Genomic DNA, 12,790 nt, shown 5'->3' on the forward strand with positions numbered 1-12,790 from the left:
TGGGACGAGCCGTGGCGTGTCCGCCCGGCGGGCGGACGAGCATATGACCGTCAGACGCCTGATCCCACGATCGAGAGAAGCGCCAGCCACTCATGCCCACGCGCCACGACATCCGCAACGTCGCCATCGTCGCCCACGTCGACCACGGCAAGACGACCATCGTCGACGCCATGCTGAAGCAAGCGGGCGCCTTCGCCGCCCACCAGCTCGACTCCGTCGACGACCGGGTCATGGACTCGAACGACCTGGAGCGTGAGAAGGGCATCACGATCCTCGCCAAGAACACGGCGGTGAAGTACCACCCCAAGGACGGCGGGGACCCGATCACGATCAACATCATCGACACCCCCGGCCACGCCGACTTCGGCGGCGAGGTCGAGCGCGGACTGTCGATGGTCGACGGCGTCGTGCTGCTCGTGGACGCCTCCGAGGGCCCGCTGCCGCAGACCCGCTTTGTGCTCCGCAAGGCGCTCCAGCAGCGGATGCCGGTCATCCTCTGCATCAACAAGACCGACCGCCCGGACGCCCGGATCGACGAGGTCGTCAACGAGACCTATGACCTCTTCCTGGACCTGGACGCGGACGAGGACCAGATCGAGTTCCCGATCGTCTACGCCTGCGGCCGTGACGGCGTCGCCTCGCTGAGCAAGCCGGACGACGGCACGGTCCCGGCCGACTCCGAGAACCTGGAGCCGTTCTTCTCGACGATCCTGGAGCACATCCCCGCCCCGACGTACGACGGCGAGGCCCCGCTCCAGGCCCATGTCACCAACCTGGACGCCGACAACTTCCTCGGCCGCATCGCGCTGCTGCGCGTGCAGCAGGGCGAGCTGAAGAAGGGCCAGACCGTCGCGTGGATGAAGCGTGACGGGTCGGTTCAGAACGTCCGCATCACCGAGCTGATGATGACGGAGGCGCTGACCCGCAAGCCCGCCGAGAAGGCCGGTCCGGGCGACATCTGCGCCGTCGCCGGCATCCCGGACATCATGATCGGTGAGACGCTGGCCGACCCGGAGAACCCGGTCGCACTGCCGCTGATCACGGTCGACGAGCCCGCGATCTCCATGACCATCGGCACCAACACCTCGCCGCTGGTCGGCCGCGGCGGAACCGGCAAGGGCGCGGACAACAAGGCCGTGGTCAAGGACCGCAAGGTCACCGCCCGCCAGGTGAAGGACCGTCTCGACCGCGAGCTGATCGGCAATGTCTCGCTGCGCGTGCTGGACACCGACCGTCCGGACGCCTGGGAGGTCCAGGGCCGCGGCGAGCTGGCCCTGGCCATCCTCGTCGAGACCATGCGCCGGGAAGGCTACGAGCTGACCGTCGGCAAGCCGCAGGTGGTCACCCGGGAGATCGACGGCAAGCTCCATGAGCCGGTCGAGCGGATGACGATCGATGTGCCCGAGGAGCACATGGGCGCCGTCACCCAGCTCATGGGCACCCGCAAGGGCCGCATGGACAATATGTCCAACCACGGCTCCGGCTGGGTCCGCATGGAGTTCGTCGTCCCCTCCCGCGGTCTGATCGGCTTCCGTACGGAGTTCCTGACCAACACCCGCGGCACGGGCATCGCCCACTCCATCCACGAGGGCCACGAGCCCTGGTTCGGCACGCTCACCACCCGCAACAACGGCTCCCTGGTCGCCGACCGGTCGGGCGCGGTCACCGCCTTTGCGATGACGAATCTCCAGGAGCGCGGCGTGCTCTTCGTGGAGCCGGGCACCGAGGTGTACGAGGGCATGATCGTCGGTGAGAACTCCCGCTCCGACGACATGGACGTCAACATCACCAAGGAGAAGAAGCTCACCAACATGCGCTCCTCCACGGCCGATGTGACGGAATCGATCGTTCCGCCGCGCAAGCTCTCACTGGAGCAGTCGCTGGAGTTCTGCCGCGACGACGAGTGTGTCGAGGTCACCCCGGAGGCCGTGCGCATCCGCAAGGTGAACCTGGACGCCCGCGAGCGCGCCCGTGCCGCGTCCCGCGCCAAGCACAGCTGACCGGCTGATCTCGCCGGTTCCGGCCCGATCCGGCCGGAACCGGCGACCGAAGGCCCGGCTCCCCGCACACGCTGCGGGGAGCCGGGCCTTCGTCAACTGGTTTCCCTGACCCGGGCTGACCCAGGTGTCCGAAAATCGAGCGTTGCTCTCCGGAACATGTGTTAACGGTCCGTTTCGCACGTGTCTGTCTGTGCTCGCTTTGTCCGGATTTCGGGCTTCGGAACCCTGGCGATGTTGTCAAAACGAGACCCTTTAAGTGTGGTTTACGGCCCGGACGTACTTAATAGTTGGCTCCATTGAGCTCGGGTCAATGGGTCACGCGCTGTGGGGAGCGCCGACTCACGAGCACACTCGGGACATGAGATTCAGCGCCGTCAGGGGTGTCGGCGCGGCTTCGAATGCCCATCTTGTAGTGACAAGTGGACTCTTGAGGAGGAACCCATGCGCGGTGCCAAGAGCGCCAAGTGGGTCGCGGGTGCGATCATCGTGGCGATGTCGGCCACTGCCTGTGGCAGCGGCGACAGCGGCGACAGCAAGGACAAGGGCGACGGCAACAAGCCCGCGGGCTATGTCTCGATCGACGTCGGTGAGCCGCAGAACCCGCTGATCCCGGCAGACACGAACGAGGCCAACGGCGGCTACGCGATCCGCGCGCTCTTCACCCAGCTGCTGACCTTCGACGGCAAGGGTGAGATCGTCCTCACCAACGCGGAGTCCGTGGAGACTGCGGACTCCAAGCTGTGGACCGTCAAGCTGAAGAAGGACTGGAAGTTCCACAACGGCGAGGCGGTGACGGCCAAGTCGTACATCGACGCCTGGAACTGGTACGCCAACAAGAAGAACAACCAGAAGAACGCCTACTGGTTCTCGGACATCGTGGGCTACGACGAGGTGCACCCCGAGGAGGGTGACCCCAAGGCCGAGGCCATGTCCGGCCTGAAGCAGGTGGACGACCACACCTTCACCATCGAGCTGAAGACGAAGGTTCCGTACTTCAACTACAAGCTCGGCTACTCCACCTTCGCCCCCCTGCCCAAGGTCTTCTACGACGACCCGAAGGCGTTCGGCACGAAGCCGGTCGGCAACGGCCCCTACCAGTTCGAGAGCTGGGACCGCAAGAAGTCCGTCCAGCTGAAGGCTTACGCCGACTACAAGGGGCCGAACAAGGCGCAGAACAAGGGTCTGCTCTTCCGCAACTACACTACGGTCGAGGCGGCGTACAAGGACCTGGTCTCCGGCAACCTGGACATCGTCCGCGCAGTCGGCCCGACGGACCTGCCCAAGTACAAGCAGGACCTCGGCGAGGGTGCGATCGAGGAGGCCTTCGCCGGCGTCCAGTCGCTGGTCCCGGCCTTCTACTCCAAGAGCTTCAAGGACATCGACCCCAAGGTCCTCCAGGGTCTGTCCATGGCGATCGACCGTGACACGATCACCAAGACCGTCCTGAACAACACCCGCACCCCGGCGAAGGGCTTCACCCCGCCGCAGGTCAAGGGCTTCCAGGAGCTCGAGGGCATCACCGAGTACAACCCCGCGAAGGCCAAGCAGCTCATCCAGGAGGGTGGCGGCGTTCCCGGGAACAAGTTCACCATCCAGTACAACAGCGACGGCGGCCACAAGGAGTGGATCACGGCCGTCTGTGAGTCCATCCGCAACGCGACCGGCGTGGACTGCGTGGGCGACCCGAAGCCCGACTTCCCGACGGACCTCGAGGCCCGTGACAACAACCAGGTCAAGGGCATGTACCGGGGCGGCTGGGTCGCCGACTACCCGGTCAATGTGAACTTCCTCAAGGAGCTCTACCACTCCAAGGCCGAGTCGAACAGCGGTCGTTTCTCCGACAAGGAGATCGACGAGCTGATGGCCAAGGGTGACAACGCCAACTCCCTGGAGGAGTCGGTGGCGGCCTACCAGGAGGTCGAGAAGAAGCTCGCCGAGAAGATGCCGGCCATCCCGCTGTGGTACTACCGCATCAACGCCGGTCACGGCAAGGACGTCGCCAATGTGAAGGTCGACTTCCACGGCGAGATCGAGCTGTACTCGGTCACCGTCAAGTAAGCGAGCCTACGGGCCTCATCCCCACTCGGCCGAACCCCGCCGCCGCCTCTTCGGCGGCGGCGGGAGGTTGTGGGGCCCGCCTTTCGGCTCTTGGGCGGGCCCCACAGCTGCAGTAACCCCTCACGGAGGCACCCATGGGGCGCTACGTCGCACGACGACTGCTCCAGATGATCCCGGTTTTCCTCGGGTCAACCTTGCTGATCTTTCTCATGATGTACGCCCTGCCCGGCGATCCCGTCAGAGCGCTCATGGGCGACCAGGCGCACGACCCCTCCGTCGTCGCCAGCATCAGAAAGGATCTCGGGCTCGATCTGCCACTCTGGCAGCAGTACTTCAACTACATCAGCGGCTTGTTCCAGGGTGACTTCGGCACCGAGATCGTCAGCAAGAGGCCGGTCGCGGACATCATCTCCGCCGCCTTCCCGGTCACGATCCGGCTGACGCTCTTCGCGTTCGTGTTCACGGTGCTCGTCGGCATCGGCCTCGGCGTCATCGCCGGTCTGCGCCCGGACACGCTCCAGGACCGCGGGCTGCTGACGCTGACGCTGATCCTGATCTCCATGCCCTCGTTCGTGCTGGGCTTCCTGATGCAGTATCTGTTCGCGTTCAAGCTCGGGATCACCGAGCCGAACGTGACAGACTCCACGAACTTCGGCGAGCTGCTGCTCCCAGCCATCGTCCTGGGCTCACTGTCCCTGGCGTACGTGGCCCGGCTGACCCGCACCTCGATGGCGGAGAACCTCCGCGCCGACTACATGCGCACCGCGGTCGCCAAGGGTCTGCCGCGCCGCCGCATCGTCGGCATCCATCTGATGCGCAACTCCCTGATTCCGGTGGTCACCTTCCTCGGCACCGACATCGGCAACCTCATGACGGGGGCGATCGTCACCGAAGGCATCTTCAACGTCCAGGGTGTCGGCAATGCCATCTACGAGGCCCTGTTCCGCCGTGAGGGCGCGACGGTCGTCGGCATCGCCTCTCTGATCGTTCTGGTGTACCTCGCCACCAGCCTGCTCGTCGACCTGCTTTACGCGGTCCTGGACCCGAGGATCCGGTATGCCTGAGAAGACCGCTGAGAAGACTGCTGACACGACCCTGAAGGCAGATGTTCCGGCCCTCGCCCAGACCGCGGAAGCAGGCCCGGAGCCCGCGAAGGCCCGCAGCCTCTGGTCGGATGCCTGGCACGACCTGCGCCGCAATCCGCTCTTCCTGGGCTCCGCCGTGCTGATCCTGCTGCTGCTGCTGATCTCCGTGGCGCCGGGGCTGTTCACCAGCGCCTCGCCGCGGGACGCGGATCTGGCCAACCACTACCTCCAGCCGCCGAACTGGACGCACTTCTTCGCGCCTGACTGGCTCGGATACGACGGGCAGGGCCGGTCGATCTACGCACGCGTGCTCTACGGAGCCCGCGCCTCGATCATGGTGGGCGTCGGCGTCACCATCGCGGTCACCGTGCTCGGCACGCTGATCGGCATGCTCGCCGGCTACTTCGGCGGCTGGCTGGACAGCCTGCTGTCGCGGATCACGGACGTGTTCTTCGGCATCCCCTTCCTGCTCGGCGCCCTGGTCGTCCTCACGACCTTCGAGGAGCGCACGGTCTGGGTCGTGATCATGGCCCTGTCGTTCCTGGGCTGGACTCAGATCGCCCGTGTCGCACGCGGTTCGGTGATCACCGTCAAGCAGGCCGACTATGTCATGGCGGCCAAGGCGCTGGGCGCGTCGACCTCGCGCATCCTGCTGCGGCACATCCTGCCCAACTCCCTCGCCCCCATCATCGTGGTCGCGACCATCGCGCTGGGCGGCTATATCGCGGCCGAGGCCACGCTGTCGTTCCTCGGCGTCGGCCTGGCCGAGCCCACGGTCTCGTGGGGCGGCGATGTGTCCACCGGCCGGGAGCAGCTGCGCAACGCGCCCTACGTCCTGATCATCCCGTCGGTGATGGTCTCGATCACGGTGCTCTCGTTCCTCATGTTCGGCGATGCTGTACGCAACGCCCTCGACCCCAAGCTGCGCTGAGGGAGGCGTACATGACCATCATCGACAAGGCCGCCGAGGTGCCCGCCCCGCGCGGCGCGGGCGAGAACGGCCATCCGCTGCTGGAAGTCCGCGATCTGCATGTGGAGTTCCACACCCGTGACGGCGTGGCCAAGGCCGTCAACGGCGTGAACTACACCGTGGACGCGGGGGAGACGCTCGCCGTGCTCGGCGAGTCCGGCTCCGGCAAGTCCGTCACCGCGCAGGCGATCATGGGCATCCTGGACATGCCGCCCGGACGCATCCCCAAGGGCGAGATCCTCTTCCGCGGCGAGGACATGCTCACCATGTCCTCGGACGAGCGGCGGCGGCTCCGCGGCCGGAAGATCGCGATGATCTTCCAGGACGCGCTGTCCTCCCTCAACCCCGTGCTCTCCGTCGGCTATCAGCTCGGCGAGATGTTCCGGGTGCACCAGGGCCTGTCCAAGAAGGACGCCAAGGCCAAGGCCATCGAGCTGATGGAGCGGGTGAAGATCCCGGCCGCCAAGGCCCGGGTCAACGACTACCCGCACCAGTTCTCGGGCGGTATGCGCCAGCGCATCATGATCGCGATGGCGCTGGCTCTGGAGCCGGATCTGATCATCGCGGATGAGCCGACCACCGCTCTGGATGTGACCGTGCAGGCGCAGGTGATGGATCTGCTCGCGGAGTTGCAGCGCGAGTACAACATGGGGCTGATTCTGATCACCCATGATCTGGGTGTGGTCGCGGATGTTGCCGACAAGATCGCGGTGATGTACGCGGGACGGATCGTGGAGACCGCCCCCGTCCACGAGCTGTACAAGCGTCCGGCCCACCCCTACACCCGCGGTCTGCTCGACTCGATCCCGCGTCTGGACCAGAAGGGCCAGGAGCTGTACGCGATCAAGGGCCTGCCGCCCAACCTGACGCGCATCCCCACCGGCTGCGCGTTCAACCCGCGCTGCCCCAAGGCCGACGACCTCTGCCGTACCGAGATCCCGGCGCTGGCGCCGGTGACCGAGCAGGACGGCAGTGAGCTGCCCGGCCGCGGAAGCGCGTGCCACTTCTGGAAGGAGACGATCCATGGCTGAGCTGAAGAAGGACGAGGCCCAGTCAGAGGCCGTCGACGCGACCGCCGAGCAGACCGGGGCCGCAGGCGCCCCGGCACAGCGCGGTGAGCCCATCCTCCAGGTGCGCAATCTGGTCAAGCACTTCCCGCTGACCCAGGGCATCCTCTTCAAGCGGCAGATCGGCGCGGTCAAGGCCGTCGACGGCGTCTCCTTCGACCTCTACAAGGGCGAGACCCTCGGCATCGTCGGCGAGTCCGGCTGCGGCAAGTCCACCGTCGCCAAGCTGCTGATGACGCTGGAGACCGCCACCTCCGGCGAGGTCTTCTACAAGGGCGAGGACATCACCAGGCTGTCGGGGCGTGCGCTGAAGGCGGTGCGCCGCAATATCCAGATGGTGTTCCAGGATCCGTATACGTCGCTGAATCCGCGGATGACGGTGGGCGACATCATCGGGGAGCCGTTCGACATCCATCCGGAGGTGGCTCCCAAGGGCGACCGGCGGCGTCGGGTCCAGGAGCTGCTGGATGTCGTCGGTCTGAACCCGGAGTACATCAACCGCTATCCGCACCAGTTCTCCGGCGGCCAGCGCCAGCGCATCGGCATCGCCCGCGGGCTCGCCCTCAACCCCGAGATCATCATCTGCGACGAGCCGGTCTCCGCGCTCGACGTCAGCGTGCAGGCGCAGGTCATCAATCTGATGGAGAAGCTGCAGGACGAGTTCGACCTGTCGTATGTCTTCATCGCCCACGACCTGTCGATCGTGCGGCATATCTCCGACCGCGTCGGAGTGATGTACCTGGGCAAGATGGCCGAGATCGGCTCCGACGCCGAGATCTACGACCACCCCACCCACCCGTACACCCAGGCGCTGCTCTCCGCGGTCCCGGTGCCGGACCCGGAGGCCCGCGAAGGCCGTGAGCGGATCATCCTTACCGGTGATGTTCCGTCGCCGGCCAACCCGCCCTCCGGCTGCCGCTTCCGCACCCGCTGCTGGAAGGCGCAGGACAAGTGCGCCGAAGAGGTGCCGCTGCTGGCGATCCCCGAGCGCTTCCAGGGCTCGGACTCCCCGGCGGCGCATGAGTCGGCGTGCCACTTCGCCGAAGACAAGGACGTCGTCCACGCCGCCTGAGCAGCCGCAGGCCGATCACCGCAGGCCGATCACCGAAGGCGCCCGGAATCCCCAGGGGTTCCGGGCGCCTTCGTGTTGCGGCGTCACCCCGTCCCACGTTGTCCCGGATCGGCACACCGGGCCGTGGGACGGCTGCTGAAGGCCCCGGTTCTCCTGGAGGCTTGGGCGAGGGCTCGTCCCAAGCCCCGTGCCTTCGGAAGGAACTGACGATGACGCAGATCGATCCGCCCTCCCCGGGCCACGCGCACCACGCGGCTCACCCGGACCGCGCTGCTCACCCGGACCACGCGGACCTCCCGGCGCAGCCGGCCCGGCGCGCGCTGCTCGGCGGCGCGCTCGCACTGGGCGCGACGGCCGTCCTGCCGTTCGCCGCCGCCGGACAGGCGCATGCGGCCGGGCCGGCCATCTCCGGCTGCGCGGTGTGGGGCGCCCGGCCGCCCAGCAAGCCCGTGAAGCTGCTCCCATCCGGCCCGCACAAGATCATCGTGCATCACACGGCAACCGCGAACAGCACCGACTACTCCAGGGCCCACTCCTACGCCTTCGCCCGCTCGGTGCAGAACCACCACATGGACGCCAACGGCTGGATCGACACCGGCCAGCACTTCACCGTCAGCCGGGGCGCGCACATCCTGGAGGGCCGGCACCGCAGCGCAGCCGCGCTCCGGGACGGGAGCAGGCAGGTGGAGTCCTCCCACAGCACCGGCCAGAACACGGTCGCCATCGGGATCGAGACCGAGGGCACCTACAGCTCCGTGGAGCCGCGCACCGCCCAGTACACCGCGCTGGTGCAGCTGTGCACCCACATCTGCCGCCAGTACGGGCTGCGCGCCTACCAGATCTACGGCCACCGCGACTTCAACCAGACCTCCTGCCCCGGCGACCGCCTCTACGCCCTGCTGCCGCAGCTGCGCGCCGACGTCGCCGCGGCGATCGGCGGCGATCCGGCCGCGCCGGTCTGGCCGCTGCTGCGTTCGGGGGACTCCGGGGAGCGGGCGAAGACCCTGCAGCACCTGCTGGTGCACCACGGCGCGTCGATCACGCCCGACGGCGCCTTCGGGCCGCGCACCGAGACGGCCGTACGGGACTTCCAGCGGCTCAAGCGCGCGTCGGTCGACGGCATCGCCGGGCGGCAGACCTGGAACCAGCTGATCATGCCGGTGGGCAGCGGGGACTCGGGCGACGTGGTGAGGGCGGCGCAGAGCCAGCTGGTCTCCCGCGGTCACTCCATCGCGGTGGACGGCCTGTTCGGCCCCGCGACGCGGGCCGCGCTGTCGTCCTTCCAGCGCGGGAAGGGCCTTCCCGCGGATGGCGCCGCGGACGCCCGGACGTGGAGTCGGCTGGTCGCCTGACCGTCCCACCCCGTCCCACGCGGGGCGTGGGATGTGAGGGGGAGCGGCCGCCGGGTGTGCGGCTGGTTGGTCTTTCCCCTCCCCGCCCCTTCCCGTAACTGGGGCTCCGCCCCAGACCCCCGGTTTCCCGGGGGCTCCGCCCCCGGACCCCCGCGCCTCAAACGCCGGACGGGCTGGAGAATCCAGCCCGTCCGGCGTTTGAGGACACGGCCGAAGGCCGTACGGGGGTCTGGGGGCTTGCCCCCAGTTTCGGGAAGGGGGCCCCTCACGCCCCCGGGGCGTAGGGGGAGGGGCAGGGGAGAAAACCCCGTCCGGGCCTGCCCTCGTCAGGCCGTGCGGGGGTCCGGGGGCGGAGCCCCCGCAAGGGCGGGTGGGCGGGGAGAGCCCGCGCCGGGCGTTCGCCCGACCGGGCCGGAGGCCACACCGCCATCGGGAGTACCCCCCTCACCCCCACGCGAGGCGAAAGTGCGCTTCACCCCGCTATGGGGTGATATGAGGGTCAACATATGACGTTGACCCGAGGAGGCACTCCATGCGTGGAGCCACGCACGCCAGATGGGTCGCCTGCGCACTGGTCGTCGCCCTCGCGGCCACGGCCTGCGGCGGCGACGACAGCGCTACGGGGGGCGGCGGCGGCTCCGACGGCATCGTGACCTCGTCCTGGGGAGACCCGCAGAACCCGTTGGAGCCGGCCAACACCAACGAGGTCCAGGGCGGCAAGGTCCTCGACATGATCTTCCGAGGGCTCAAGCGCTACAACCCGGAGACCGGCGCGGCCGAGGACATGCTCGCCGAGTCGATCGAGACGGACGACTCGACCAACTTCACCATCACGCTCAAGGACGGCTGGACCTTCTCCAACGGAGAGGCGGTCACGGCGCAGTCCTTCGTCGACGCCTGGAACTACGGCGCGAACCTGGAGAACAACCAGCGCAACGCCTTCTTCTTCAGCGACATCGCGGGCTATGACGACGTTCATCCGGAGGAGGGCCAGCCCACCGCCGAGACCATGAGCGGACTGAAGGCCGTCGACGACAAGACCTTCACGGTCCAGCTCAGCGAGCAGTTCTCGACCTGGCCCGACACCCTCGGCTATGCCGCCTTCGCCCCGCTGCCCCGGGCGTTCTTCGACGACCACGACGCCTGGCTGGCCAAGCCGGTCGGCAACGGCCCGTACACCGTCGAGTCGTACCAGCGCGGCGCCAGGATGTCGCTGCGCCGCTGGGACGGCTACCCCGGCGAGGACAAGGCCCAGAACGGCGGCATCGATCTCAACGTCTACACAGACAACACCACCGCGTACACCGATCTGACCGCGGGCAATCTGGACCTCGTCGACGACATCCCCGCCTCCCAGCTGGCCAACGTCCAGGCAGATCTCGGCGACCGCTATATCAACACCCCCGCCGGCATCATCCAGACGCTCGCCTTCCCCTTCTATGACCCCGCGTGGAACACCGCCGACGGCGACAAGGTCCGCAAGGGCATCTCCCGGGCGATCAACCGCGAGCAGATCACCGAGACGATCTTCCAGAACACCCGCACCCCCGCCAAGGACTGGACCTCGCCCGTCCTCGGCGAGGAGGGCGGCTACCGGGACGATCTGTGCGGCGAGTTCTGCGAGTACGACCCGGACGCCGCCAAGAGCCTGATCGAGGAGGGCGGCGGACTGCCCGGCGGCCGGATGACGATCTCGTACAACGCCGACACCGGCTCGCACAAGGAGTGGGTCGACGCCGTCTGCAACAGCATCAACAACGCGCTCGGCAATGAACGGGCCTGTGTCGGCAACCCCATCGGCACCTTCGCCGACTTCCGCAACCAGATCACGCAGAGCCGGATGTCCGGGCCGTTCCGGGCCGGCTGGCAGATGGACTACCCGCTGATCCAGAACTTCCTGGAGCCGCTCTACTACACCAACGCCTCCTCCAACGACGGCAAGTGGAGCAATGAGCGCTTCGACGAACTCGTCGACCAGGCCAATGCCGAGAACGACATGGCCACGGCCGTCGACACCTTCATCCAGGCCGAGGAGATCGTCCGCGATGAGATGGCCGCCATTCCGCTCTGGTACCAGAACGGCAGCGCGGGCTACTCCGACCGCATCTCCAATGTGAAGCTCAACCCCTTCAGCGTCCCGGTCTACAACGAGATCACCGTCAACTGACCCGGATCCCCGCGGCCCGGCGCAGCCCGCGCGCCGGGCCGTCCCCCGTCCCCCGTCCCCCAGCCCCTGTCCCCGTGTCCGAGGAGCCCCGATGGGACGCTATGTGATCCGGCGTCTGCTGCAGATGATCCCGGTCTTCTTCGGCGCCACGCTGCTGATCTTTCTCATGGTCAATGTGATGGGCGACCCCATCGCGGGACTGTGCGGCGAACGGGCCTGCGACCCCGCCACCGAGGCCCAGCTGCGCCGGGAGTTCGGACTCGACAAGCCGCTCTGGCAGCAATACCTGACCTATATGGGGAACCTGTTCACCGGGGACTTCGGCACCGCGTTCAACGGCCAGCCGGTGATCGAGCTGATGGCCGACGCCTTCCCCGTCACCATCCGGCTCACTCTCGTCGCCATCGTCTTCGAGATCATCATCGGCATCAGCCTCGGCGTCGTCACCGGGCTGCGCCGCGGCCGCCCCGTCGACACCAGCGTTCTGGTCCTCACCCTGGTCGTGATCTCGGTCCCGACCTTTGTCACCGGTCTGCTGCTGCAGCTGCTGCTCGGCGTCAAATGGGACCTCATCCGGCCGGCGGTCTCCCCCGAGGCGCCGCTCGACGAGCTGATCCTCCCCGGGCTGGTTCTCGCCTCCGTCTCCCTCGCGTACGTCACCCGGCTCACCCGCACCTCCATCGCGGAGAACACCCGCTCCGACTATGTCCGCACCGCCAAGGCGAAGGGCCTGCCCCGACGACGGGTGATCAGCAAGCATCTGCTGCGGAACTCGCTGATCCCCGTGGTCACCTTCATCGGCACCGACATCGGCGCGCTGATGGGAGGGGCGATCGTCACCGAGCGCATCTTCAACATCCACGGTGTGGGCTTCCAGCTCTATCAGGGCATCGTGCGGCAGAGCAGCCAGACCGTCGTCGGCTTCGTCACCGTGCTGGTGCTCGTCTTCCTGCTGGCCAATCTGCTGGTCGACCTCCTGTACGCCGTACTCGACCCGAGGATCCGGTATGCCTGAGCAG

General features: G+C 67.4%; 9 protein-coding genes. All 9 read left to right on the top strand.

All coding sequences use genetic code 11. The annotated features are described in order from the left end of the window. The first annotated feature begins 92 nt into the window (after positions 1–92). The 9 genes from typA to OF819_RS10930 all read left to right on the top strand — a co-directional run bounded on the left by typA (position 93) and on the right by OF819_RS10930 (position 12,786). On the top strand, positions 93–2,000 hold the full coding sequence (typA, locus tag OF819_RS10890) for a translational GTPase TypA (RefSeq protein ID WP_267243215.1): 1,908 nt from the start codon (positions 93–95) through the stop codon (positions 1,998–2,000). A 441-nt stretch (positions 2,001–2,441) separates the two neighbouring features. Continuing rightward, positions 2,442–4,058, top strand: coding sequence for a peptide ABC transporter substrate-binding protein (locus tag OF819_RS10895; protein WP_267243216.1), 1,617 nt, complete (start codon positions 2,442–2,444; stop codon positions 4,056–4,058). 134 nt (positions 4,059–4,192) lie between these two features. After that, positions 4,193–5,122, top strand: a complete 930-nt coding sequence (locus OF819_RS10900; RefSeq protein ID WP_267243217.1) for an ABC transporter permease — start codon at positions 4,193–4,195, stop codon at positions 5,120–5,122. Next, entirely contained in the window at positions 5,115–6,074 is a 960-nt protein-coding gene (locus OF819_RS10905) for an ABC transporter permease (protein WP_267243218.1), read from the top strand. Before OF819_RS10900 ends, OF819_RS10905 begins: the two co-directional genes overlap by 8 nt. Positions 6,075–6,085: 11 nt before the next feature. Then, positions 6,086–7,144: an ABC transporter ATP-binding protein gene (locus tag OF819_RS10910; RefSeq protein ID WP_267243219.1), complete on the top strand. Its 1,059-nt coding sequence runs from the start codon at positions 6,086–6,088 to the stop codon at positions 7,142–7,144. Then, positions 7,137–8,252 carry an ABC transporter ATP-binding protein gene (locus OF819_RS10915; RefSeq protein ID WP_267243220.1) on the top strand — a complete coding sequence of 372 codons (1,116 nt, stop codon included), beginning with the start codon at positions 7,137–7,139 and terminating at the stop codon, positions 8,250–8,252. Before OF819_RS10910 ends, OF819_RS10915 begins: the two co-directional genes overlap by 8 nt. Positions 8,253–8,461: 209 nt before the next feature. Then, positions 8,462–9,604: an N-acetylmuramoyl-L-alanine amidase gene (locus OF819_RS10920; RefSeq protein ID WP_267243221.1), complete on the top strand. Its 1,143-nt coding sequence runs from the start codon at positions 8,462–8,464 to the stop codon at positions 9,602–9,604. A 532-nt stretch (positions 9,605–10,136) separates the two neighbouring features. Beyond that, entirely contained in the window at positions 10,137–11,771 is a 1,635-nt protein-coding gene (locus tag OF819_RS10925; RefSeq protein ID WP_267243222.1) for a peptide ABC transporter substrate-binding protein, read from the top strand. Between the two features lie 91 nt (positions 11,772–11,862). Next, positions 11,863–12,786 (top strand): ABC transporter permease, encoded by a 924-nt coding sequence (locus OF819_RS10930; protein WP_267243223.1) that lies wholly within the window; start codon positions 11,863–11,865, stop codon positions 12,784–12,786. Positions 12,787–12,790: the final 4 nt, after the last annotated feature.

This window comes from Streptomyces sp. PR69, from assembly GCF_026420845.1.
In the GTDB taxonomy this organism is placed as follows: Bacteria; Actinomycetota; Actinomycetes; order Streptomycetales; family Streptomycetaceae; genus Streptomyces.